The organism is Enterobacter genomosp. O, assembly GCF_001022965.1.
Taxonomy (GTDB): domain Bacteria; phylum Pseudomonadota; class Gammaproteobacteria; order Enterobacterales; family Enterobacteriaceae; genus Enterobacter; species Enterobacter cloacae_L.
The window spans coordinates 205178-228084 of sequence record NZ_LECZ01000025.1; the positions used below are offsets into that span (position 1 = coordinate 205178).

At 56.2% G+C, this 22907-nt stretch carries 25 protein-coding genes; 10 read left to right on the forward strand and 15 right to left on the reverse strand.

Translation table 11 applies throughout. From position 1 onward, the window contains the following. The first annotated feature begins 260 nt into the window (after positions 1 to 260). Entirely contained in the window at positions 261 to 1814 is a 1554-nt protein-coding gene (locus ABR39_RS10905; RefSeq protein WP_047346953.1) for an ExeA family protein, read from the forward strand. Then, entirely contained in the window at positions 1814 to 2422 is a 609-nt protein-coding gene (locus tag ABR39_RS10910; RefSeq protein ID WP_047346954.1) for a hypothetical protein, read from the forward strand. The genes ABR39_RS10905 and ABR39_RS10910 overlap by 1 nt, the downstream gene beginning before the upstream one ends. Here ABR39_RS10910 and ABR39_RS10915 read toward each other — a convergent pair. From ABR39_RS10915 to ABR39_RS10925, 3 genes are all read right to left on the reverse strand, one after another. After that, positions 2419 to 3042: a helix-turn-helix domain-containing protein gene (locus tag ABR39_RS10915; RefSeq protein WP_047346955.1), complete on the reverse strand. Its 624-nt coding sequence runs from the start codon at positions 3040 to 3042 to the stop codon at positions 2419 to 2421. The genes ABR39_RS10910 and ABR39_RS10915 overlap by 4 nt on opposite strands. Positions 3043 to 3303: 261 nt before the next feature. Further along, on the reverse strand, positions 3304 to 4134 hold the full coding sequence (locus ABR39_RS10920) for an N-acetylmuramoyl-L-alanine amidase (RefSeq protein ID WP_047346956.1): 831 nt from the start codon (positions 4132 to 4134) through the stop codon (positions 3304 to 3306). After that, complete coding sequence (locus ABR39_RS10925; protein ID WP_023310944.1) at positions 4131 to 4454, reverse strand: heavy metal-binding domain-containing protein; 324 nt, start codon at positions 4452 to 4454, stop codon at positions 4131 to 4133. The genes ABR39_RS10920 and ABR39_RS10925 overlap by 4 nt, the downstream gene beginning before the upstream one ends. 97 nt (positions 4455 to 4551) lie before the next feature. Here ABR39_RS10925 and ABR39_RS10930 point away from each other — a divergent pair, with 97 nt between their 5' ends. The 6 genes from ABR39_RS10930 to artJ all read left to right on the forward strand — a co-directional run bounded on the left by ABR39_RS10930 (position 4552) and on the right by artJ (position 9078). Then, positions 4552 to 5070, forward strand: coding sequence for a lipoprotein (locus ABR39_RS10930; RefSeq protein ID WP_023310943.1), 519 nt, complete (start codon positions 4552 to 4554; stop codon positions 5068 to 5070). A gap of 226 nt (positions 5071 to 5296) precedes the next feature. Then, positions 5297 to 6025 carry an arginine ABC transporter ATP-binding protein ArtP gene (gene artP, locus ABR39_RS10935; RefSeq protein WP_047346957.1) on the forward strand — a complete coding sequence of 243 codons (729 nt, stop codon included), beginning with the start codon at positions 5297 to 5299 and terminating at the stop codon, positions 6023 to 6025. A gap of 19 nt (positions 6026 to 6044) precedes the next feature. After that, positions 6045 to 6776 (forward strand): arginine ABC transporter substrate-binding protein ArtI, encoded by a 732-nt coding sequence (gene artI, locus ABR39_RS10940; RefSeq protein WP_008500032.1) that lies wholly within the window; start codon positions 6045 to 6047, stop codon positions 6774 to 6776. A gap of 6 nt (positions 6777 to 6782) precedes the next feature. Further along, positions 6783 to 7499 (forward strand): arginine ABC transporter permease ArtQ, encoded by a 717-nt coding sequence (gene artQ, locus ABR39_RS10945; RefSeq protein ID WP_047346958.1) that lies wholly within the window; start codon positions 6783 to 6785, stop codon positions 7497 to 7499. Then, the gene (gene artM, locus ABR39_RS10950) at positions 7499 to 8167 is read left to right on the forward strand and encodes an arginine ABC transporter permease ArtM (protein WP_025756070.1); all 669 of its coding nucleotides are present in this window, start codon (positions 7499 to 7501) and stop codon (positions 8165 to 8167) included. The genes artQ and artM overlap by 1 nt, the downstream gene beginning before the upstream one ends. A 179-nt stretch (positions 8168 to 8346) precedes the next feature. Then, positions 8347 to 9078: an arginine ABC transporter substrate-binding protein ArtJ gene (gene artJ / locus ABR39_RS10955; protein WP_047346959.1), complete on the forward strand. Its 732-nt coding sequence runs from the start codon at positions 8347 to 8349 to the stop codon at positions 9076 to 9078. Between the two features lie 86 nt (positions 9079 to 9164). Here artJ and ABR39_RS10960 read toward each other — a convergent pair whose 3' ends face one another. From ABR39_RS10960 to nfsA, 11 genes are all read right to left on the reverse strand, one after another. Further along, positions 9165 to 10634, reverse strand: coding sequence for a sensor histidine kinase (locus tag ABR39_RS10960; protein ID WP_047346960.1), 1470 nt, complete (start codon positions 10632 to 10634; stop codon positions 9165 to 9167). After that, complete coding sequence (locus ABR39_RS10965; RefSeq protein WP_047346961.1) at positions 10618 to 11325, reverse strand: response regulator transcription factor; 708 nt, start codon at positions 11323 to 11325, stop codon at positions 10618 to 10620. Before ABR39_RS10965 ends, ABR39_RS10960 begins: the two co-directional genes overlap by 17 nt. A gap of 104 nt (positions 11326 to 11429) precedes the next feature. Further along, the gene (gene rlmC, locus ABR39_RS10970) at positions 11430 to 12569 is read right to left on the reverse strand and encodes a 23S rRNA (uracil(747)-C(5))-methyltransferase RlmC (RefSeq protein WP_047346962.1); all 1140 of its coding nucleotides are present in this window, start codon (positions 12567 to 12569) and stop codon (positions 11430 to 11432) included. 40 nt (positions 12570 to 12609) lie between these two features. Further along, positions 12610 to 13083, reverse strand: coding sequence for a YbjO family protein (locus ABR39_RS10975; protein WP_047346963.1), 474 nt, complete (start codon positions 13081 to 13083; stop codon positions 12610 to 12612). Positions 13084 to 13148: 65 nt separating this feature from the next. Beyond that, positions 13149 to 13994: a putrescine ABC transporter permease PotI gene (potI, locus tag ABR39_RS10980; RefSeq protein ID WP_023310934.1), complete on the reverse strand. Its 846-nt coding sequence runs from the start codon at positions 13992 to 13994 to the stop codon at positions 13149 to 13151. After that, complete coding sequence (gene potH / locus ABR39_RS10985) at positions 13991 to 14944, reverse strand: putrescine ABC transporter permease PotH (RefSeq protein WP_047346964.1); 954 nt, start codon at positions 14942 to 14944, stop codon at positions 13991 to 13993. Before potH ends, potI begins: the two co-directional genes overlap by 4 nt. Before the next feature lie 10 nt (positions 14945 to 14954). Beyond that, positions 14955 to 16088 (reverse strand): putrescine ABC transporter ATP-binding subunit PotG, encoded by a 1134-nt coding sequence (gene potG / locus ABR39_RS10990; RefSeq protein ID WP_048339039.1) that lies wholly within the window; start codon positions 16086 to 16088, stop codon positions 14955 to 14957. A gap of 143 nt (positions 16089 to 16231) precedes the next feature. Then, entirely contained in the window at positions 16232 to 17344 is a 1113-nt protein-coding gene (gene potF / locus ABR39_RS10995) for a spermidine/putrescine ABC transporter substrate-binding protein PotF (RefSeq protein WP_047346966.1), read from the reverse strand. Positions 17345 to 17695: 351 nt separating this feature from the next. Beyond that, positions 17696 to 18172: a YbjN domain-containing protein gene (locus ABR39_RS11000; protein ID WP_003858385.1), complete on the reverse strand. Its 477-nt coding sequence runs from the start codon at positions 18170 to 18172 to the stop codon at positions 17696 to 17698. Positions 18173 to 18235: 63 nt separating this feature from the next. Beyond that, complete coding sequence (gene rimK, locus ABR39_RS11005; protein ID WP_047346967.1) at positions 18236 to 19138, reverse strand: 30S ribosomal protein S6--L-glutamate ligase; 903 nt, start codon at positions 19136 to 19138, stop codon at positions 18236 to 18238. Between the two features lie 69 nt (positions 19139 to 19207). After that, positions 19208 to 19930 carry a nitroreductase NfsA gene (nfsA, locus tag ABR39_RS11010; protein WP_047346968.1) on the reverse strand — a complete coding sequence of 241 codons (723 nt, stop codon included), beginning with the start codon at positions 19928 to 19930 and terminating at the stop codon, positions 19208 to 19210. A 184-nt stretch (positions 19931 to 20114) separates the two neighbouring features. Here nfsA and ABR39_RS11015 point away from each other — a divergent pair, with 184 nt between their 5' ends. Next, positions 20115 to 20384 carry a GrxA family glutaredoxin gene (locus tag ABR39_RS11015; protein WP_006809455.1) on the forward strand — a complete coding sequence of 90 codons (270 nt, stop codon included), beginning with the start codon at positions 20115 to 20117 and terminating at the stop codon, positions 20382 to 20384. A 30-nt stretch (positions 20385 to 20414) separates the two neighbouring features. On the opposite strand, the gene ABR39_RS11020 is transcribed toward ABR39_RS11015, so the two are convergent. After that, positions 20415 to 20789 carry an inner membrane protein YbjM gene (locus ABR39_RS11020; protein ID WP_047346969.1) on the reverse strand — a complete coding sequence of 125 codons (375 nt, stop codon included), beginning with the start codon at positions 20787 to 20789 and terminating at the stop codon, positions 20415 to 20417. A gap of 273 nt (positions 20790 to 21062) precedes the next feature. Here ABR39_RS11020 and ABR39_RS11025 point away from each other — a divergent pair, with 273 nt between their 5' ends. Then, positions 21063 to 22748 carry an aspartate:alanine antiporter gene (locus ABR39_RS11025; protein ID WP_014169303.1) on the forward strand — a complete coding sequence of 562 codons (1686 nt, stop codon included), beginning with the start codon at positions 21063 to 21065 and terminating at the stop codon, positions 22746 to 22748. Positions 22749 to 22907: the final 159 nt, after the last annotated feature.

Sequence of the window (22907 nt, forward strand, 5' to 3'; positions counted from 1 at the left end):
CATTATTTATCCGGCCTTTTAGCAAAGCAGTCATTCGCAGCGACGTGCTGCATCACTTAGTGGGCTAATAATAATCAGCCCTTTTAATATCGACTAACTGCTTCGCTATTAACTTTAATAAAGAAAATGATTGACCGGGAAAAAGAGGAATGTTAGAGCCCGACGGCAGGTTATTTTTACTCTGGTGTTAAATTGACCAGGACTGGTGCATCCCGTACTTTTCGCCCATTGCTATTAAAGAGAAGAGACGGTCAGTCGCTATGTATCAGAGTCATTTTAAATTCAGTACCCCTCCGTTCAGAACAATCACCCGTAAAACGGGCGATTTTCTGGTGCCTTATCATCAGGATGTGTTCAATCTTCTGAAAGAAAAAAGCCAGCAGGCAGGGATCACCGGGCTCTTTTACCACGACAGTGAACTGCTGGGGCAGTTCAGCGATGCGCTGAAGAGCAGCAGCGCCGTCGTCTCAATTAACGCGTTTCCAAAGCTGAGCGCCAACAGCCTGCTGTATAAGCTCAACCCGTCGGCGAAAGAGAGCAAAAATAAGCTGCAGTCCGTGGATGCCGTGCTGCGCCAGTGGCGAGATACCCGTGCAGCGCAAAAGGTGCTGGTCATCACGCACGCTGAGGCGATGAAGAACAACAGCTACGATGTGCTGGCCATGCTCCTGACGCGTGCTCAAGAGCTGGACGTGCGTTTGTCGGTCATTCTGATGGGTAGTGAAGATCGGGAGACGATGCTGACAGACTCCGCGCTGCAGGAATTTGTCCTGACCAGCCACACCCTGCGCAACCTGACCTGCCGCGAATTCCTGAGCTACGTTGACGCCCAGTGCCAGGAGCACGGCGCTGACGTCTCCCCGCTGACGCCCGCTCGCGTGAAAAAGATCCACGCCCTGACCAAAGGCAACACCAGCAAGCTGAACGAGCTGGCGCACCTCTCCATGCTGGCCGCGTGGACCGAACGCGCGCCAAACGTCGGGCCGCGTCATTTGCGCCTGGCCACCGGTGAAGTGCTTCCGGCACCGAAACGCGGCAAAGCACTGGCCTCCATCGGGCTGTTCGCCTCCGTGCTGTTCGCCGCCTGCGGCTGGATGATGACCTCATCCATCACGGCAAAACTGCCGGTCGCGCTACCGGTACCGGCCAGCTGGAAACAGCCGGCTAAAACGCCAGACGCGCCGGTATTGCCGGTCATCGAACAAGAAGTGGTAAACCAGCCTGATGCCATGCACCAGCTGTACGCCATGTGGGGGTATGACGCGTCAGCAGACGACGCGCTGTGTCAGAATGCGGCAAAAGTGAACCTGATGTGTAAACAGGGCAATGCCACCCTGGACTCGCTGGCGAATGATGGCTATCCGTGGGTCAGCGAAATAAAAACGGGCGATCATATTAACTACGCCGTGGTGGCGCGCGCGGGGAAAGAGACCCTCGACCTGCTGATGAATAACCGAACCTGGCAGGTGAGCCGCACCTGGTATAACCAGCACGCGACGGGCAATTACACCCTCCTGCATCGCCTGACTCCGGAAGGCAAAGACGAAATTACCGCCGCCAGCGGCAGTAAAGATCTCGAATGGCTGGATCAGCAGCTGAGCGTGGCGCTGGGCGAAAGCGAAACGCACGATAAAAACTGGACGGCGGAGCTGATGAAACGCACCCGCGAATTCCAGCAGAAAATGCACCTTCACGTCGACGGTATTCCGGGCGAAGACACGCTGATGCAGCTGATGCGCGAAACCCATACCACGCCGAGCGTGTTGATCCAGACAACCCAGGCCAACCCGACTACGCAAGAGAAACACGCATAATGTCTACCATCTGCCTTGCTGCCCAGCGCAGCTATACCACCGGGGAGCCGGTCTGGTTCTCATGGCGTTTACCGTCGTTCAGTAAAATCCTCAGCGTAACCACGCTGTGGTGTCTTGGGCTGTGTGCACTGATCGCAGCCGGACTTTATGCGCACGTTTACTGGAATTTGCGCCACCCGGCGCCCGTGATAAAAAAGGTGAGCGTGGCGAAACCGGAAACCACGCTGTCTGATATGCATTACGTGTACGTGACGAAGCCGTTCCCGCATCCGCATCCAAAACCCCAGCCGCTAAAAATGCAGGAAAATTTGCCGCCGATGGACAGTATGCCCATAAATAGCGACGAAAATGACTGGCAGCAGGCACCCGATGGCGCGTTACCGGATAGCCCGGCCACGCATGACACCTCGCGCGATACCTTACCCGGCACCGAGGCACACGAACAGGCGATGAAATCGGATGACGACAGCGCGTTAAAAGAGTTGTTTATGCAGGCGTTAAAACAGCAGCAGGATGATATGTCGAAGGGAAAAATGCCCGCGCCACCGGTTGATGAAACGCAGAAGGCGTCTCCTTCTGTCATAAAAGGAGACGCCGGAGGGGATTAATATTTTTCAGGTAAGGTCGTCAGGCTGAGAAGTCGCCCTTTTTCCACCACAATATATTGACCTTTTTTCAGATCTGAGAGGATTTTAATAATGGTACTGCGCGCCAGGTTAGTGTATTCCTGAATGTAATCATAAATATTAATATCTCGCTGATGCTGTACAATCAGTTCGTTAATTTCAATCAGGAATTCACGTACTACGGAATAGGCACTACGGGCAACTAAAACGTCATCACGCTTGCTGAGCATACAGATATACCATGCCAGCACTTTGGTTAAATCTGGCCACAGACCGTGCTGGGTCATTAAACGGTGGAATTCTTCTTTATTTATTGAGCGGACAACCGCATTGCTGCGAACCACGCCGTGCATATGTGTAGAGTTATAAAACATGGCGGAGAGACCAAAAATACACTGCCCCTGCAGGGTGAAAATACATAAATCATCAGAGGAACGACGAAATTCAACTTCGCCACTGACAATGATATGAATATCATCTGATTTTTCCGTTGATATTCTTTGCCATTTTCTTAATGTTTTCTCCTCATATCCTGAGGTTGCTTCAATAATGGCTGCCATTTCATTGTGGGGGCGCGTGCTTTTACCAAAAATAGTTAACATTGTTATACCTAATTAAGATGTTTAAAGGAGAAAGCTTTCGGCAAATATTGATGTTGCCGTAAAGTTAATTTTGTATTCTTTTAAAATTAAAAAAACCAAATCAGCGCTGGTTTTTTAAATTGATTCATGTCGTGAATCGATGAATCCATCTTAATTGAGGGCGATTTTAAATCAATTAACTTAAAATGAATTGAGAATGTACTTAAGATTAATCTGAAGCGCATGAATAGCTAATCTTTCGTTTCGGGGCATTCCGAAGAATTACCCCTGCCCGTATTTCTCTAAAAGTGCTTCTGCGATGGCCATTGTTTCTACATCAGCGACGCCGTTCCACAGCTGCGGCCTGAAGTGCATCTGGAATGCCATAATGATGCGCTTCTGCTGGGCGGGCGTGCTATTGTCGGGCACCTCGTAACCATACCGCGCGAGTAAATCCAGCAGCGCTGCGGTGTCCACCGCCTGATAGGGCAGTCGTCCGTTAATATAGAACGCGACGCGTCCGGCGTCGGGCCAGGCGCCAATCCCCTGCTGCGCCAGCTCGCGCCAGGGGAACAGCGGGCCGGGATCGTCTTTGCGCTGCGGCGCGATGTCCGCATGGGCCACCACGTTCTCAGGTTTGATGTTGTAGCGGGCGATAATATCTTTGGCGAGCGGCACCAGCGCCGCAATTTGCGCAGGTGCGAACGGCGTAAAATGCTTCACCCCGGCCGTTTTCTGCCAGCCACGGTTCTCCAGCTCAATGCCCACCGACGTATCGTTAATCCGGTTGGTGCCGCGCCAGAAGCTGATCCCCGCATGCCAGGCCAGTTCGCTTTCAGGCACCAGCTGCCAGATGCGCGGCTTCCCGTCCGGTGCGGGAGGGCTGGCAGGGATCAAATAGTGAGAGCTGACGTTTTTATCCGTCAGCGTGGCCAGCGAGCTGTCAAAATCATCCGCGGTGTAGTGGATAACCAGCACCTTGATGCGCGGGTAAGCCGCCTGCGCCTGATGGCGCGTGTCCAGCTCGTAGGCACCTTTATCGATAATACCTTTTTCCGTGACGCATCCTGCCAGCAGCAGCGCCAGCAGGAGCGTGGCAAACGCACGCCTCATCGGAGGGTTTTCACCGCCGTACCGCTTACGCTCACCATCAGCATGCTGGCATCTTTCCCGACCGTTTCGTAGTCGATATCGATCCCCACGACCGCATCCGCGCCGAGGGCTTCCGCCTGCTCGCCGAGCTCTTTGAAGGCAATCTCGCGCGCTTTGCGCAGCTCTTTTTCGTATGCGCCAGAGCGGCCGCCAACGATATCGCGGATACCGGCAAAAAAGTCACGGAAGATATTCGCGCCGAGGATCGCTTCACCGGTGACCACACCGCAATACTCGGTGATGGTCTGCCCTTCCAGGGTTGGCGTTGTTGAAAACTGCATGGTTTCTCTCCTTCTTTAGCGTTCAATGCCTTAGGCACAGCATTATCGGTTCGTTACGCTATGATTGAAAGGATAGTTAATAAATAAGGAAATCAACATGCGCTATTCTGCTTTAACACTTTTGGTGCCCTGCGCGCTGGTGCTCAGCGCCTGTACCACCACGGTCACGCCAGCCTTTAAGGATATTGGTACCCGTAGCGGCCCCTGCATTGAGGGCGGCCCGGACGCCGTGGCGCAGCAGTTCTATGATTACCGCATTCAGCACCGCAGCAACGATCTCACCGGCCTGCGCCCCTATCTGAGCGACGGCCTGGCAAAACTGCTTAACGACGCCACCCGCGATCCGCAGCACAACGCGCTGCTGAAATCCGACCCGTTCTCCAGCCGTACCACGCTGCCAGACAGCGCGGAAGTGGCCAGCGCGTCAACCATCCCGAACACGGACGCCCGCAATATTCCGCTGCGCGTGAAGCTGACGCAGGGTACCCAAACCTGGCAGGATGAAGTGCTGATGATCCGCGAAGGTCAATGCTGGGCGGTGGACGACGTACGCTACGTTGGCGGCAGCGTTCACGCCCCGGCAGGCACGCTTCGCCAGTCGATTGAGAATCGCTAAAACCGCCGATACCACGCGGTTACCCCCGTAAAATGTGCGGCATTTCTTGCGGAATGCCGACATTTATACTTGCCGACCTTTCCGTTCGCTATTTTGTGCTATGTTTAAGTAGAAACACGGGTTATATTTAACTTTTAACGCAGAAATATTGCATAACTATTCTGTCAACGGTACTATCTGCGGCCTCAATTGCTATAGATTGCCTGGATGAGTAAAGACTGCCCCGATGAGTATTAAACTAAACGGCATTAACTGCTTCTACGGCGCACACCAGGCGCTGTTTGACATCACGCTGAACTGCCCGGAAGGCGAAACGCTGGTTTTGCTTGGCCCAAGCGGTGCAGGCAAAAGCTCCCTTCTGCGTGTCCTTAATCTGCTTGAAATGCCCCGTTCAGGTACGCTGGCGATTGCCGGTAACCACTTTGATTTTGCGAAAGCGCCGTCTGATAAAGCGATTCGCGAACTGCGTCAAAACGTCGGCATGGTCTTCCAGCAATACAATCTCTGGCCGCATCTGACCGTACTGCAAAACCTGATTGAAGCCCCGTGCCGCGTGCTGGGGTTAAGCAAGGATCAGGCGATAGCGCGTGCTGAAAAGCTGCTGGAGCGTCTGCGCCTGAAGCCCTACAGCGACCGCTATCCGCTGCACCTTTCCGGCGGTCAGCAGCAGCGTGTGGCGATTGCCCGCGCGCTGATGATGGAGCCCGCGGTACTGCTGTTTGATGAGCCGACGGCCGCGCTGGATCCGGAAATCACCGCCCAGATCGTCAGTATCATTCGCGAGCTGGCGGAAACCAATATTACGCAGGTTATCGTCACCCACGAGGTGGAAGTGGCGCGTAAAACCGCCAGCCGTGTGGTGTACATGGAAAACGGGTATATCGTTGAGCAAGGTGATGCGGGCTGCTTCGCTAACCCGCAAACCGATGCCTTCAAAAACTATTTATCTCATTGATTGTGTCAGGGGAAATATAATGAAAAAAGTATTACTTGCCGTGCTGCTTGCTGGCGTTACCCTTTCCGCTACCGCAGCCCAGACCATTCGTTTCGCCACGGAAGCGTCTTATCCTCCGTTTGAGTCTATTGATGCGAACAACAAAATTGTGGGCTTCGACGTGGACCTGGCTAACGCCCTGTGTAAAGAGATCGACGCGACCTGCACCTTCAGCAACCAGGCGTTCGACAGCCTCATCCCAAGCCTGAAGTTCCGCCGCATCGACGCCGTGATGGCCGGTATGGACATCACCCCTGAGCGTGAAAAGCAGGTGCTGTTTACGACCCCTTACTACGACAACTCCGCTCTGTTCATTGGTCAGAAAGGTAAATTCACCTCTGTCGATCAGCTGAAAGGCAAAAAAGTCGGCGTGCAGAACGGTACCACGCACCAGAAATTCATCATGGATAAGCATCCGGAAATCACCACCGTTCCGTATGACAGCTACCAGAACGCGAAGCTGGATCTGCAAAATGGCCGTATCGATGGCGTATTTGGTGATACCGCTGTCGTGACCGAGTGGCTGAAAGCGAACGACAAGCTGGCGCCAGTGGGCGACAAAGTGACCGATAAGGATTACTTCGGTACCGGTCTGGGGATTGCCGTTCGTCAAGGCAACACTGAGCTGCAGCAGAAATTCAACGCTGCGCTGGAAAAAGTGAAGAAAGACGGCACCTACGAAACCATCTACAAAAAATGGTTCCAGAAGTAATTCCTGATGAATGAAATTTTTCCTTTAGCAAGCGCCGCCGGGATGACCGTCGGCCTTGCCGTTTGCGCACTGATTATCGGCCTCGTGCTGGCGATGTTCTTTGCGGTGTGGGAATCAGCAAAATGGTTCCCCGTCGCCTGGGCAGGCTCCGCGCTGGTCACCGTGCTGCGTGGGCTACCGGAAATTCTGGTGGTCCTGTTTATCTATTTCGGCTCCTCGCAGCTGCTGCTCACGCTGTCGGACGGCTTCACTCTCAATCTCGGTTTTGCGCAGATCCCGGTGCAGATGCAGATTGAAAACTTCGACGTCAGTCCGTTCCTGTGCGGCGTGATTGCCCTCTCCCTACTCTATTCCGCATATGCGTCGCAAACCCTGCGCGGTGCGCTGAAGGCCGTGCCGCAGGGACAGTGGGAGTCGGGTCAGGCGTTAGGTTTGTCGAAATCAGCGATTTTCTTCCGTCTGGTGATGCCGCAGATGTGGCGCCATGCCCTGCCGGGCCTCGGTAACCAGTGGCTGGTGCTGCTGAAAGATACCGCGCTGGTGAGCCTGATAAGCGTTAACGATTTGATGCTGCAAACCAAAAGCATCGCCACCCGTACTCAGGAACCCTTTACCTGGTACATTGTGGCGGCGGCTATCTACCTGGTGATCACGTTGCTCAGTCAGTACATCCTCAAGCGTATTGACCTGCGTGCGACGCGCTTTGAACGGAGACCAGGCTGATGCTTGAATATTTTCCCGAGCTGATGAAAGGGCTGCACACCAGCCTGACGCTGACCGTGGCGTCCATTATCGTGGCCCTGATCCTTGCGCTGATTTTCACCATCATCCTGACGCTGAAAACGCCAGTTCTGGTGTGGATTGTGCGCGCTTACATCACCCTGTTTACCGGTACGCCGCTGCTGGTGCAGATCTTCCTGATTTACTACGGCCCGGGCCAGTTCCCGTCGCTGCAGGAGTATCCGGTTATCTGGCATCTGCTCTCTGAGCCGTGGCTGTGTGCCCTGATTGCGCTTTCGCTGAACAGTGCGGCCTATACCACCCAGCTGTTCTACGGGGCGATCCGCGCCATCCCTGAAGGACAGTGGCAGTCCTGCGGGGCGCTGGGCATGAGCAAGAAAGACACGCTGGCAATCCTGCTTCCGTACGCCTTTAAGCGCGCCCTCTCCTCCTACTCCAACGAAGTGGTGCTGGTGTTCAAGAGTACGTCTCTGGCCTACACCATCACCCTGATGGAAGTGATGGGGCACGGACAGCTGCTGTATGGACGCACCTATGACGTGATGGTGTTCGGCGCGGCGGGCGTGGTCTACCTGGTGGTTAACGGTCTGTTGACGCTGATGATGCGCCTGATCGAGCGTAAAGCGCTGGCGTTTGAGCGCAGAAATTAACCAGGAAAATGCATAAATCTGTATATCAAAGGCGGGTAACCTGATGGGTTATCCGCTTTTTTTTGTGTTAGACATAATATTTAATCATATTTATTGCATATAAATTCATTAACTGGCATTGTACATCCATGCCGCAGACACGGCGCATAATGACAAGATAGACAGACGGGAGCATTACAATGAAAAAGTTAGTTCTGGCCGCATTACTGGCAACGTTCGCCGCTGGCGCATCCGCTGCGGATAAAATCAATTTCGGCGTTTCCGCCACCTATCCGCCGTTTGAATCGCTGGATGCCAGCAACCAGATCGTCGGTTTCGATATCGATCTGGCGAAAGCACTGTGCAAACAAATGCAGGCCGACTGCACCTTTACCAACCATGCCTTCGACAGCCTGATCCCGTCGCTGAAATTCAAAAAATACGATGCGGTGATCTCCGGGATGGACATCACGCCTGAGCGCAGCAAGCAGGTTGCGTTCACCGACCCGTACTACGCCAACTCGGCGGTGGTGATTGCGAAGAAAGGGGCTTACAAGTCCTTTGACGAGCTGAAAGGCAAACGCATCGGGATGGAAAACGGCACCACGCACCAGAAATACCTGCAGGACAAACATCCTGAAGTGAAGACCGTGGCCTATGACAGCTACCAGAACGCGATTATCGACCTCAAAAATGGCCGTATCGATGGCGTGTTCGGCGACACCGCCGTGGTGAACGAATGGTTGAAGACCAACCCGCAGCTGGGCACCGCCACGGAAAAAGTGACCGATCCGCAGTACTTCGGCACGGGTCTGGGTATCGCGGTACGTCCGGATAACAAAGCTCTGCTGGAAAAACTGAACGGCGCGCTGAAGGCGATTAAAACTGACGGTACGTACCAGAAAATCAGCGAGCAGTGGTTCCCGCAGTAACTTTTTTTGCCGGGTGACGGCTGCGCCTTACCCGGCCTACGGGGGGAGTTGTAGGCCGGGTAAGCGCAGCGCCACCCGGCACTCCCTCACAACGGCACAAAGAACCTGAACCGCGCCCCGCTCACCGACTCCATCAGCCTGATCCCGCCCCCGTGCAGCTCCAGCATCCTTTTCACAATCAGCAGCCCTAACCCGCCGCGATTCTCCCGCGAAGCCTGAGTCGTCAACGCCGACGGCCGCTGGAACAGATCGTCTCGCAGCGCGGCATCCACGCCCGTTCCGCTGTCCGCCACTTCGACCTGAAGCTGTTGATTCTCCTGCCAGACCGCCAGGCGAATTTCCCCGCCGGTCGGCGTATGGCGCATCGCGTTATCCAGCAGATTAGTCACCACGCGCTCGATCATTGATACATCGGCAAACACCTGCGGCAGCGGTCCCGGCACGTCAATATGCAGATTCACCTCGCGCGTGCGGGCGGTGAGCTCAAACTTCTGCGCCACGTCGGAAATCAGCTCCCCCATCGCGAACCGCTCGCGCTGCGGCTTAATACCGCCGTGCTCCAGGCGCGCCAGCTCAAACAGCTGCTGTGAAAGATGGCGTACCTTTTGCCCCTGTCGGAGCGCGGTAGCGAGATACTGCTGGTGCTCCTGCGGCGTCAGGGTCGCGGATTTTAGCGACAGGGTTTCCAGATAGCCCAGCAGCGAGGTGAGCGGCGTGCGCAGGTCGTGCGAAATGTTGGCGATAAACTCCCGGCGCTGGCGATCGCTGTCGGCCAGCTGGTCCCACTGTTGGGTGATTTTGCGTGCCAGCTCGATAAAGCTGTTGCGCAGGAGCGCCACTTCATCCTTTGCCGTCGCATCCGGCATCTCTACGGCCAGCTGTCTGATTGCGCTCATGCTGTCCCGATCCAGCCCGCCGACTTCGACCGTGAGCTCTTTTACCGGGCGCGTGACCCAGTACCAGACCAGCAGACCCGCCAGCAGGCCAAACAGCGCGACCCACATCAGCGACCACAGCACCGTGCTCCACAGCGCCTTATGCCAGGCCATCTCCGCCAGCGCGTTCGACTCCTCGCCCTGCAAAATAATGTACAGATAGCCTTTTAGCTCGCCGTCCTGCCGCAGCGGCGTGGCGCTAAAGACTTTTTTATTCTGGCTGCGCGGGTCGTCGCCCAGGACCGGAATAGCGGTACCGCTCAGGAAGGTCTGAACCGGCGCCAGGTCGATTTTTTGCCGCTGAATGTGGCCCAGCGGTGCGGCATCGGCCAGGATATCGCCGTCCGGGGAGACGACGTACAGCTCAACGCTCGGATTAAAGGTCATCAGCCGGTCAAACAGCGGCTTGAGTGACGTTCGGTCGACTCTTCCCTGCGCGTCCAGAATTGGTTCGCGCTGGACTATCTGCTGCGCCAGCCCGCCCGACAGCCGCTGCACCATCGCGTTACCGTACTGCGTACTGGTATAGAGTTGTACCGCGCAGGCGACGGTGGCGCAGAGCATCATCAACAGGATGAACAGCAGCGTCAGCCGCTGGCTGAGACTAAAGCGGCGCATCACGATTTGGCTCCGCAAATTTATAGCCCTTGCCCCAGACGGTGCGAATAATCTCCGGCTCGGCGGCGTCCTTCTCAATCTTGATGCGCAGGCGGTTGATGTGGGTGTTAACGGTATGCTCATAGCCTTCGTGCTGGTAGCCCCAGACCTGCTCCAGCAGCGCCAGGCGAGAAAATACCTCGCCAGGATGACGGGCAAAGAAGTAGAGCAGCTCGAACTCACGCGGCGTGAGATCCACTACCTGGCCGTGAAGTAGCACGCTGCGCGCCAGCGGATCGATGGTCAGACCGTGAGCCTGAATTTGACCGTCGGTTTGCGCCTGTCCCATCGCCTGCTGGCGGCGGAACAGCGCTTTGATGCGCGCAATCAGCTCCTGCACCGAAAACGGTTTTGCCAGATAATCATCGGCACCGGTTTCAAGCCCGGTGATGCGGTCAGTTTCGCTGCTGCGGGCGCTGATTATGATCACCGGCAGGTAGCGCGTCATCTGACGGATGCGGCGGCAAATCTCCAGCCCGTCAACGTTGGGCAGCATCAGGTCGAGGATCACCGCATCCCACGGCTGTTTTTCAAGACGCTGCAGGGCGTTGCCCCCGTCGGGCTCGTGGGTGATGGCGTAGCCTTCATCTTCTAAATTGAGTCGCAGAAGCGCCGCGATATCGTGGTCGTCTTCCACCAGCAGGATCTGCTTCATGGGTAAGCCTTATTCATTTCTTATGACGTAAGCTTACCTGATTTCGCAGGGATGAAGAGTTCACATTTTGTTGAACATTGTGCGGGGTTCATGCCGGGTGGCGGCTACGCCTTACCCGGCCTACGGATTAACAACGCCAACACTTCATAATGCGCGGTATGCGGGAACATATCGAAAAGCTGAACGCGTTCAATGCGGTAGCCAGGCAGGCTGGCGATATCCTTCGCCATGGTCTGCGCGTTACAGCTGGAGTAGATGATGTACTCTGGCGCCATCTGGCTCAGATAGTCGCACAGCGCCTTTCCGATGCCGCGGCGCGGCGGGTTGACCAGCACCAGCTCCGGCACGTTGCCCTGGCCGGTCGCAAACTGGGTGGAGTCCAGCGCCTGGAAGCGCAGGTTCGTCAGACCCAGCTCGGCGGCGGACTGCCTGGCGCAGGCAATCGCTTCGGCGGAGATCTCAATTCCGGTGAACTGCATCTCGGGCGTGGCGCAGTGCAGGCCAAAACCGCCCACGCCGCAGAACAGGTCCCACATATGATCGATGCTCAGCCCGCGCACCCAGTCGCGGGCGGTAGCGTACAGGCTGCTAGCCACGGTTGGGTTAGTCTGGAAGAAGCTTTGCGGGCGGATCCACAGCGGCACGCCGTTGAAGTTCTCGGCCAGCGCGTGCTGTTCGGTGAAGAAGATCTCTTTCTCCCCTTCCATGATTGCCATATGCACCGGCTGAATGTTTGCGGTAATCACCTTCAGCTGCGGAAGCTGCTCCTGAAGCCACGGCAGCGCCGCGCGAAGCTGCTCCAGCTTGGCTTCCGAACGCAGCACGAAACGCAGCATCATGCCGCCGTCAATCTGGCTTTCCGTCAGCAAAAGGTATTTCAGCTCGCCGCGCCTGCGGGCGACGCTGTAAGGCGTTAATCCTGCACGCGCAATAAACGGTTTGAGCGCGGCAAAAACGGGCTCAAAGGAGGCGGGATACAGCGGGCAGTCGGTTAAATCTTCCGGCGTGCCGTCGCGGTGCAGCATTCCCAGCAGCGGTTTTTCCACGCTGCCGCTGACCACCATCTTGGCTTTATTACGAAAACCCTGCTCCGGGCCACTGACGGGCGCGCACCACTCGCCCACCGCGTGTTCTGCCAGCAGCTGTTGCAGGTCGGCCATTTTGGCGGTGAGTTGTTGAGAGACCGGCTGTTCTATCCACTGACAGGAGCGGCAGCGTCCGGCGTCATAGAGTGCGCACTGCATATGAAAACCTTAAGAATCACGAGGGCTGCGATTATACACATTATTGCAGACGGAAGAACCGCCGACTGGACGCCGGAACGAAGAGTAGACAGAGCACCAGCATATCCGGCAGTTTTTGCATAAACAGCGCGCGCAGGATCTCGCGTTTGGATTCACCGGCAATGCTGAACAGCTCGGGATAGCCATAGCCCAGCGAGGCGGCCCACAGATAGCTGGCGGCGGTCACCTGCGTAAGCAGATACACCCAGCGCGCCCAGTTGCGCCCTTTGACCAGCGAAAAGGCGCAGTAGATCTCGATAAACACCAGCACCAGGCTGCTTAAAAAGACCAGCGTCAGATTCCACGTCTGCACGCTGCGGTGAATGAATTCACCGATGCCGCGTACGCCCAGAGTGTTCAGAATCATCAGCACATCGAGGCAGCGGATCATAATAATGGCGAGCGCCGCCACCTGAACCAGCGCAGGGACGTTAGGACGCGCGTGCGTATTACGTGATTTTTTTAATAATCCCAATGTTTTACTTCCCTGAAAAACAGTGCCGCGTCATGCGCGGCACATCACTGGAAATTTTAAATCCTTCAGCCGCGTCTTGCACGCTGGATATCGCGTACGCGCTGCTTTTCCGCGCGCGCCATCAAATACCAGGCGATAAATCCGACAATTCCGACCACGCCGAGGATGATAGAGGCCAGGGCGTTAATCTCCGGGTTCACCCCCATGCGTACGCTGGAGAAGACCAGCATCGGCAGGGTCGTCGCCCCCGGGCCGGAGACAAAGCTGGCGATAACCAGATCGTCGAGCGACAGGGTAAACGCCAGCAGCCAGCCGGAGATCACCGCCGGCATAATCATCGGCAGGGTAATGATGAAAAAGACCTTCAGCGGCGTCGCGCCGAGATCCATCGCCGCCTCTTCAATGGAGCGATCGAGCTCACGCAGGCGCGAGGAGATCACCACCGCGACATACGCGGTACAGAAGGTGACGTGCGCCAGCCAGATGGTGAGCATTCCGCGATCCGCCGGCCAGCCGATGGCGTGCGCCAGGGCGACGAACAGCAGCAGCAGCGCGAGACCGGTGATCACGTCCGGCATGACCAGCGGCGCGGTGATCATAAAGGCGAACCCGTTCGAACCGCGAAAACGGCCGAAGCGCACCATCACCAGCGCGGCGATCGTGCCCAGAACGGACGCCATCGTGGCCGCCAGCGCCGCAATGGTCAGGCTCAGCCCCACCGCGCTCATCATTGCATCATCGTGGAACAGCTCGCTGTACCAGCGCGTCGACCAGCCCGCCCAGACCGTCACCAGCTTAGAGCTGTTGAACGAGTAGATCACCAGCATCAGCATCGGCGCATACAGGAAGGTAAAGCCGATGACCAAGATCGCTATCCGCCACGGGGAGCGTACTACCGGTAAGTTGTTCATCCGTGCTCTCCCATCTGTTTCTGCTGATGCTTGTGGAACCACATGATCGGCACGATCAGCAGCAGCAGCATGACAATCGCCACCGCCGACGCCACCGGCCAGTCGCGGTTATTGAAGAACTCCTGCCACAGCACGCGGCCAATCATGATGCTGTCCGGCCCGCCGAGCAGTTCCGGGATCACAAACTCCCCCACCGCCGGGATAAAGACCAGCATTGACCCGGCGATAATGCCGCCTTTGGTCAGCGGGACAATGACGCTGAAGAAGGTTTTTAACGGACGGGCCCCGAGATCGAGCGACGCTTCCACCAGCGAGTAATCGATACGCGTTAGTGCCGTGTAGATCGGCAGCACCATAAACGGCAGATAGGCGTACACAATGCCGATATAGACCGCGAGGTTGGTGTGCAGGATCGTCAGCGGCTGATCGATAACCCCAAGCCACATCAGCACGTTATTCAGCACGCCGTTGTTTTTCAGGATCCCCATCCAGGCGTAAACGCGGATCAGGAATGAGGTCCACGACGGCAGGATAACCAGTAGCAGCAAAATGTTCCGCGTCGACGGCTTGCTGTGCGCCACGGCCCACGCCAGCGGATACCCCATCACCAGGCAGCAGAGCGTCGAGATCGCCGCCACCTGCAGCGACTGCAGATACGCTTCGAAATAGAGCGGGTCGTCCGTCAGCTGCAGGAAGTTACCGAGATTAAGGGTCAGCGTCAGCTGCCCGTCGGCCCAGTCCAGCAGGTTGGTATAGGGCGGGATCGCCCGCGCCATTTCCGCCAGGCTTATCTTGAAAACGATCAGGAACGGCAGCAGGAACAGCAGGATCAGCCACACATAAGGCATGGCGATCACCAGCTTGCGGCCGTGTTTCATCTGCATGCGCGTCAGCCAGTTGGCAACGCCGCCCGGTTTGCCTGCGCGGGCTGGAGGTTCAATTGTACTCATTGGCCGCTCCTTATACCGTCAGCACAACGCAACTGTCAGCATCCCAGCACAGGCGCACTTCGTCGCCCCATGTTGGCTGGCCTTTGCGATAGCGATGTTCGTTCTGCAGCTGCGCGCTGAGCATCTGCCCGCTTTTCAGGCGCACGTGGTAGATGGACAAATCGCCCAGATAGGCAATGTGGACCACTTCGCCCACGGCAAAGTTGTAGCCATCGGCAGGCGGATCGTCACACAGCATGATCTTCTCCGGACGCAGCGCGACGTAGACCGGCACGTTATCCACCACGGAGTTATCCGGATCGACCTTCAGCGGATGCTGCAGCCCCGGCGATTCGATGACCAGACCATCTTCCTGACGATCTTTCAGCAGCCCTTCAAAGACGTTAACCGAACCGATGAACTCCGCGCTGTAGCGGGTGGTCGGGTGCTCATAAATCTCCTCCGGCTCGCCGATCTGCACGAACTTGCCGCGGTTCATGATGGCGATACGCCCAGCCATGGTCATCGCTTCTTCCTGATCGTGGGTGACCATCACGCAGGTCACACCCACGCGCTCGAGGATATCCACCACTTCGAGCTGCATACGGTCGCGCAGCTTTTTATCCAGCGCACCCATCGGTTCATCGAGCAGCAGCAGCTTCGGGCGTTTCGCCAGGCTTCTTGCCAGCGCCACGCGCTGCCGCTGGCCGCCAGAGAGCTGGTGCGGCTTACGCTTCGCGAACTCCTGCATGTGCACCAGGCTCAGCATTTCGGCCACGCGCGCGGTAATTTCGGCCTTTGGGAGCTTGTCCTGCTTCAGGCCAAAGGCGATGTTCTGCTCCACCGTCATGTGCGGGAACAGCGCGTAGGACTGGAACATCATGTTAATCGGGCGCTGATACGGCGGCACGCTGGAGAGATCCACGCCATCGAGCATGATCTGCCCGGCGGTGGGCTGTTCAAAACCGGCCAGCATGCGCAGCAGGGTTGATTTACCGCAGCCAGATGCGCCCAGTAGCGCGAAAATTTCGCCTTTGTAGATAGTCAGGCTGACGTCGTCCACGGCATGCTGGCCATCGAAAGATTTGGTGAGGTTACGAATTTCAAGAAGCGGGGTCAGCGCTTTACGGACTTTCGCCTGCGGGCGGGGGATCGCGTCATTCACGGGGTGTTCTCCGGCATAGATCAATACTGGTGCAAACGCACCGTCAGGGTGCGCATCGCCGGGCGGCGCTAACGCCTGCCCGGCCTACGGGTTTTGTAGGCCCGGTAAGCGATAGCGCCACCGGGCAACAACACCAAACGCCGTTATTTACCGCTTTTCACCTTGGTCCACGCGCGGGTACGCACGCGGTCAATTTTTGGATCCTGAACTTTCAGGGTGAAGAGCTTGGCGAACACATCCGCTGGCGGATAGATAGCCGGGTTATTACGGATTTCTTCGCTCACCAGCGGCACGGAGGCCTTGTTACCGTTCGCGTAGTAAACGTGGTCGCTGATGTGGGCGATCACGTCAGGACGCATCAGGTAGTTGAGGAACTGGTACGCTTCGTCTTTGTTTTTTGCATCGGCCGGCATCGCGAAGACGTCAAAGAAGGCCAGTGCCCCCTCTTTCGGAATGAAGTAAGACACGTTCACGCCGTTTTTCGCCTCTTTCGCGCGGTTCGCCGCCTGCCATACGTCCCCTGCCCAGCCAATCGCGACGCAGATGTCGCCGTTTGCCAGGTCGTTAATGTACTGAGACGAGTGGAAGTAACGAATGTTTGGACGCAGCTTCAGCAGCAGATCGGTCGCCGGGCCGGTGTAGTCATCAGCCTTGCTGCTGTTCGGATCTTTGCCCAGGTAGTTCAGCACGGTGGCGAAAATCTCTTCCGGCGCATCGAGGAAAGAAACGCCGCAGCTTTTCAGCTTCGCAAGGTTTTCCGGCTTCAGCACCACGTCCCAGCTGTCCAGCTTGACGTCCGGACCCAGCGCCGCTTTCACTTTGTCGACGTTAAAGCCGATACCGGTGGTCGCCCACAGATAAGGCATCGCGTATTTGTTGTCCGGGTCGTGTTTGGCCACCAGCTTCAGCACTTCCGGATCGAGGTTTTTCCAGTTCGGTAATTTGCTCTTATCCAGAGGCTGGAAAACGCCTGCCGTCAGCTGACGCTCCAGGAAGCTTGCGGAAGGCACCACGAGGTCAAACCCGGTGCTGCCCGCCATCAGTTTTCCTTCCAGCACTTCGTTGGAATCGAAAACGTCGTAGACCACTTTAATGCCGGTCTCTTTTTCAAAGTTCGCGACCGTGTCCGGCGCAATATAGTCAGACCAGTTGTAAACGTGCAGCGTTTTTTGTTCCGCAGCGAGCGTGCCGGCAGAGACGGCCATCAGAGCACCCGCAACCAGACCCGATAACCATTTTTTATTCAAGGCGATCATATCGTTATTCCTTCTGAAAGCTCGTTAACAAACGAACTAAAACTGTGCAATCTGAAGTTATGCAATAATCATGCATAGTTTGTCGCTCTGCCCGAAATAAAAAGAAACCTCTTTACCCGGCAGCTTCCGCTCGCTTTTTTAAGCATCGCAAGAATAACTGTAGCCCGTGTCTCCGGCTATAGCCCGGACGAAAAAACGCCTTTTATCAATTTTTTATGCAGGTTATGTCTACGTGATAAGCCGAAACGGCCTTCAGGGAGGTGAAAAATTCTTTAAGGAAAGGTTAAAAGCAGCAGAAAAAATGGCCTTCTGCAGCCGCTATGGCAGCGACTGCGCAAAAGTCAGACAGGCTTAGTGAAGAAAATTGGGAGATGCATCATTATTCTCTGCATCATCTTCCGCGCTATACAGCAGATGATGCGCGTTGGCTTCCATCATTACCATCGAAATTTGCTCTTCGCTCAAGCGCATAAACCAGGCGAACTGCTTGAACGACAGCCCTGCCCCGGAGAATAAAGACTGGCAAACGACCAGTTTTGGCAGATTATCATCCTGTATGTCGAGAAATGCTTTCACCGTCAAAGAACTGGCGTTGATCGCTGACAGGTCGGAGGCCAGCGCCAGCAGCGCCGACGGCTTCACTTCGGCCAGCGCGGAGAAAAGGATCACGTCGTTAATGAGATCGATTTTGGCATCAAAAATACCGTCGAAATTCTGCATATGAGGCAGATGCAGCGCCTGGCAGGAATCACATTCAAAGAACGTAATACCGGCATCATCGAGCCATTGACGTAACGTATCCAGTGTTGGTACGACCTGTAAATCCATCGCTGTGCAGCCTCTCTAGTAAAAACTTCGCATAGGGTACTCAAAAAGTGCGCTGTAATCCATTTAACCACCCGTTTTAAGACAGTAACCCGGCGTGGCGTGACGCTCGATCCATGCGATCATTTTACCTGCAATATCGACCCCGGTGGTTTTTTCCACGCCTTCCAGCCCCGGCGAGGCATTTACCTCCATGACCAGCGGCCCGCGCGTCGCCCGCAGAAGGTCTACGCCCGCTACGTCCAGCCCCAGCGTTTGCGCCGCTTTCACGGCAATCTCCCGCTCCCGGTCGCTGATACTGGCGACCCGCGCCACGCCGCCGCGGTGAAGGTTGGAGCGGAAGTCGCCCTCTTTTGCCTGGCGTTCAATGGCCGCCACCACTTCGTTACCGACCACGAAGCAGCGAATGTCGCATCCTTTCGCCTCTTCGATGTACTCCTGCACCAGAATGTGGGCGTTCAGCCCCCGGAAGGCATCAATCACGCTTTCCGCCGCCTGCCGCGTTTCCGCCAGCACCACGCCAATGCCCTGCGTGCCTTCCACCAGTTTGATCACTAACGGTGCCCCGCCCACCATGTCGATGAGATCGCTGGTGTCGTCCGGCGAATGGGCAATCCCCGTGACGGGGAGATCGATCCCCTGACGGGCCAGCAGTTGCAGCGAGCGCAGCTTGTCGCGGGCGCGGGAAATGGCGACGGATTCATTGAGCGGATAGCTGCCCAGCATTTCAAACTGGCGCAGCGCGGCGGTGCCGTAATAGGTTATCTGCGAGCCGATGCGGGGGATCACCGCATCAAAGAACGGCAGCTTGCGGCCTTTGTAGTGGATCGACGAGGCGGCCGGGTCGATGTTCATATAGCAGGACATCGGGTCCAAGATCTCAACCTGATGCCCGCGTTTCGCCGCCGCTTCTCGCAGGCGCTTACATGAATAGAGCGTTCCATCCCGGGACAATATGGCAATTTTCACCCTGCACCTCGCTAAAGACATGGAAAAAGCCTGCGTATCATATACGCAGGCAGGCGCAGGATAAATGGACTATCGCGTCGCCCAGCCCTGTTTGTGCAGATAATCGAGAATAAACGGGCGATTTTCTTTGATGATGGTGCGGCGAATATGGTCGGTCCAGGTATCGCGACGCGTATTGCTGCCGCGCGTCATGTAGTAGTTCGCCAGCTCTTCGTCATAGTGATTAAGAACCTCCTGGTCAACCGGCTGGTAGTGGTTTTCATGCACCAGCATGGCGGCAGGAATGCGCGGCTTCAGATCCGGGTTATCCGCCGGCCAGCCGAGGCACAGGCCAAACAGCGGCAGCACATGTTTCGGCAGCTTCAGCAGCTCGGTGACGCTTTCGATGTTGTTACGCAGGCCGCCGATGTAAACGCCACCTAACCCCAGCGACTCCGCCGCCGTAAAGGCGTTTTGCGCCATCAGCGCGGTATCCACCACGCCCAGCAGCAGCTGTTCGGCCAGGCCCAGTTCAGCCTCAGGACAGATCTGCAGGTGGCGGTTAAAGTCGGCGCAGAACACCCAGAACTCCGCGGCCTGGGCCACGTGCTTTTGACCGCCGGTCAGCGTGACCAGCTGCTCGCGCATGGCCGGGTCGGTAATGCGGATAATCGAGCTGCACTGCAGGAAGCTGGAGCTGGAGGTCGCCCTTGCGCTGTCAATAATCGCGGCACGCTGCGCCTCGGTAATCGGCTCATCGGTGAAATGGCGAATGGAACGGTGGGATGTGAGCAGGTCTATGGTTGGCGTCATCTTGTCTCTCTTTGTCGTGCTTAAACCGTATGGCAGCCAGTATAGGCAATGATTTGCGCGGTGTAATTGGCGAAACATAGCCTTACTGTATCAAAGCGACAGGCGAAACCTTCTTTAATGGCGGCAGGTTATCGGGCACTATATGTCTTATTCGCCGTCAGGCTTGTTTTTTGAGGAGAGAGAAATGTTTGCAGTAATTTTTGGTCGTCCAGGGTGCCCTTACTGTGTGCGCGCGAAAGAGCTGGCTGAGAAACTGACTGAAGAGCGCGATGACTTCAACTTCCGCTACGTGGATATCCACGCGGAAGGCATCACCAAAGCGGATCTCGAAAAAACCGTCGGCAAGCCGGTTGAAACCGTACCGCAGATCTTCCTCGATCAGAAACACATTGGCGGTTGCACTGATTTTGAAGCTTACGCCAAAGAGCATCTGGGCCTGTTTGCCGCCCAGTAATGCGAAGACGCCCTCACCCTGAGGGCGTTTTTATTTGGGGTGCCGTCGGTGTTGAATCAGGCTGCGTACGAATAAGTAACAGAGCGCGCCAAGGGCGCACCAGAACACGGCGCTCATCAACCACGCCAGCTCCTGCCAGAAACTCCGCGTTGATATATACAGCAAGCGCATCAGCAGCAGGCACAGCGGTGCGGCCAGCATAGCGCCCAGAAGCGGTTTCACCACCTCCCCTTTACGGGAGAGAAAACTGGCCGCGGCGCCCGGCAGCGTGAAAAAGAGCAACCCCAGCTCCGGATGGCCCGAAGCCCTGAACGCCCCTTTCACATTAAAAGCGAGCGACATGCATACGACCGTGAACAGCAAAAAGCAGCTGATCACCCCCGCCCAGTTTCGTTTAATGTTCAAACTATCCTCCTGACTTATCTCTATCAAATACACATTCGTCGGGTAGACGCCCAGTCAGATAAAGCAATGCGGCAATCCTTGCCAAAGCACGCACAGGGTGATGCGATAATAAGTGGCTGTCAGTAGCTAATGCGATTAAACTACACGCCAGCTAATGTTTTAGGGAATAAAGCAGGAAACAGGGAGCGTTAACGCCTTTCCCTGACCCAGAAAACAGTAGCCCAAAAAGTCCTTTCATTCAACAACTTACTGGTAAACAAGAAGTTAGCCTCCGTGAATATAAACGTCGCAGACTTGTTAAATGGGAATTACATCCTGTTATTATTTGTGGTACTGGCGCTGGGTCTTTGCCTGGGTAAATTGCGCCTGGGTTCAGTTCAACTTGGTAATTCCATTGGCGTTTTAGTCGTCTCCTTATTATTAGGCCAGCAGCACTTCAGCATTAACACGGACGCGCTCAACTTAGGTTTTATGCTGTTTATTTTTTGCGTTGGCGTGGAAGCGGGACCTAACTTTTTTTCAATTTTCTTCCGCGACGGCAAAAATTATCTGATGCTGGCGCTGGTGATGGTCGGCAGCGCGCTGCTGATCGCCTTAGGGCTGGGCAAACTGTTTGGCTGGGATATCGGGTTAACGGCCGGTATGCTGGCAGGCTCCATGACCTCTACCCCCGTGCTCGTGGGTGCCGGTGATACCCTTCGCCATTCCGGCATGGCCGGCGCGCAGCTCTCGACCGCCCTCGACCACCTGAGCCTGGGCTATGCCCTGACCTATCTGATTGGTCTGGTGAGCCTGATTGTCGGCGCGCGCTACCTGCCAAAACTGCAGCATCAGGATCTGCAGACCAGCGCCCAGCAAATCGCCCGCGAGCGCGGCCTGGATACCGATTCCAAACGTAAAGTCTATCTCCCGGTGATCCGCGCCTACCGCGTCGGACCGGAGCTGGTGGCATGGGCAGACGGCAAAAACCTGCGCGAGCTGGGGATTTACCGCCAGACGGGCTGCTATATCGAACGTATCCGCCGCAACGGCATTCTGGCGAACCCGGACGGCGACGCGGTGCTGCAGATGGGCGACGACATTGCGCTGGTCGGTTACCCGGACGCCCACGCTCGTCTCGACCCGAGCTTCCGTAACGGCAAAGAGGTGTTCGACCGCGACCTGCTCGACATGCGCATCGTCACCGAAGAGATCGTGGTGAAAAACCATAACGCCGTTGGCCGCCGTCTGGCCCAGCTGAAGCTGACCGACCACGGCTGCTTCCTCAACCGCGTAATCCGCAGCCAGATTGAAATGCCGATCGACGACAACGTTGTGCTCAACAAAGGCGACGTTCTGCAGGTCAGCGGCGACGCGCGACGCGTGAAAACCGTTGCCGATCGCATCGGCTTTATCTCCATTCACAGCCAGGTTACCGACCTGCTGGCCTTCTGCGCCTTCTTTATTGTTGGCCTGATGATCGGGATGATCACCTTCCAGTTCAGCAACTTTAGCTTCGGCATCGGTAACGCCGCCGGGCTGCTGTTCGCCGGGATCATGCTGGGCTTCCTGCGAGCGAACCACCCTACCTTCGGTTACATTCCGCAGGGCGCGCTGAACATGGTGAAAGAGTTCGGTCTGATGGTCTTTATGGCGGGCGTTGGTTTAAGCGCCGGCAGCGGCATTGGCCACAGCCTCGGTGCCGTCGGCTGGCAGATGTTGGTTTCCGGACTTATCGTCAGCCTGGTGCCGGTCGTTATTTGCTTCCTGTTCGGCGCCTACGTGCTGCGCATGAACCGCGCCCTGCTCTTCGGGGCGATGATGGGGGCGCGAACCTGTGCGCCAGCCATGGAAATCATCAGCGACACCGCGCGCAGCAACATCCCGGCGCTGGGGTATGCGGGCACATACGCTATCGCTAACGTGCTGCTGACGCTGGCGGGTACGCTGATCATTATCATCTGGCCTGGACTCGGATAACTCCTAAGTTTGCGCAAAGCGGAAAATATTTTCGCTTTGCGCAGAACTTTTTTATTAGGGGGCAGTCATAACTAGTGCCACTGCTTTTCTTTGATGTCCCCAATTTGTGGAGCCCATCAACCCCGCCGTTTTGGTTCAAGGTTGATGGGTTTTTTGTTG

Bases quoted from the DNA above. Each gene is read 5' to 3' on its own strand.
- ABR39_RS10905 (WP_047346953.1), top strand. From the start codon at position 261: ATGTATCAGAGTCATTTTAAATTCAGTACCCCTCCGTTCAGAACAATC.
- ABR39_RS10915 (WP_047346955.1), bottom strand. From the start codon at position 3,042: ATGTTAACTATTTTTGGTAAAAGCACGCGCCCCCACAATGAAATGGCA.
- artI (WP_008500032.1), top strand. From the start codon at position 6,045: ATGAAAAAAGTATTACTTGCCGTGCTGCTTGCTGGCGTTACCCTTTCC.
- rlmC (WP_047346962.1), bottom strand. From the start codon at position 12,569: ATGCAGTGCGCACTCTATGACGCCGGACGCTGCCGCTCCTGTCAGTGG.
- ABR39_RS10920 (WP_047346956.1), bottom strand. From the start codon at position 4,134: ATGAGGCGTGCGTTTGCCACGCTCCTGCTGGCGCTGCTGCTGGCAGGA.
- artJ (WP_047346959.1), top strand. From the start codon at position 8,347: ATGAAAAAGTTAGTTCTGGCCGCATTACTGGCAACGTTCGCCGCTGGC.
- ABR39_RS11000 (WP_003858385.1), bottom strand. From the start codon at position 18,172: ATGGATTTACAGGTCGTACCAACACTGGATACGTTACGTCAATGGCTC.
- ABR39_RS11015 (WP_006809455.1), top strand. From the start codon at position 20,115: ATGTTTGCAGTAATTTTTGGTCGTCCAGGGTGCCCTTACTGTGTGCGC.
- potF (WP_047346966.1), bottom strand. From the start codon at position 17,344: ATGATCGCCTTGAATAAAAAATGGTTATCGGGTCTGGTTGCGGGTGCT.
- artQ (WP_047346958.1), top strand. From the start codon at position 6,783: ATGAATGAAATTTTTCCTTTAGCAAGCGCCGCCGGGATGACCGTCGGC.
- ABR39_RS10910 (WP_047346954.1), top strand. From the start codon at position 1,814: ATGTCTACCATCTGCCTTGCTGCCCAGCGCAGCTATACCACCGGGGAG.
- artP (WP_047346957.1), top strand. From the start codon at position 5,297: ATGAGTATTAAACTAAACGGCATTAACTGCTTCTACGGCGCACACCAG.
- potH (WP_047346964.1), bottom strand. From the start codon at position 14,944: ATGAGTACAATTGAACCTCCAGCCCGCGCAGGCAAACCGGGCGGCGTT.
- artM (WP_025756070.1), top strand. From the start codon at position 7,499: ATGCTTGAATATTTTCCCGAGCTGATGAAAGGGCTGCACACCAGCCTG.
- ABR39_RS10930 (WP_023310943.1), top strand. From the start codon at position 4,552: ATGCGCTATTCTGCTTTAACACTTTTGGTGCCCTGCGCGCTGGTGCTC.
- ABR39_RS10965 (WP_047346961.1), bottom strand. From the start codon at position 11,325: ATGAAGCAGATCCTGCTGGTGGAAGACGACCACGATATCGCGGCGCTT.
- potI (WP_023310934.1), bottom strand. From the start codon at position 13,994: ATGAACAACTTACCGGTAGTACGCTCCCCGTGGCGGATAGCGATCTTG.
- ABR39_RS10925 (WP_023310944.1), bottom strand. From the start codon at position 4,454: ATGCAGTTTTCAACAACGCCAACCCTGGAAGGGCAGACCATCACCGAG.
- nfsA (WP_047346968.1), bottom strand. From the start codon at position 19,930: ATGACGCCAACCATAGACCTGCTCACATCCCACCGTTCCATTCGCCAT.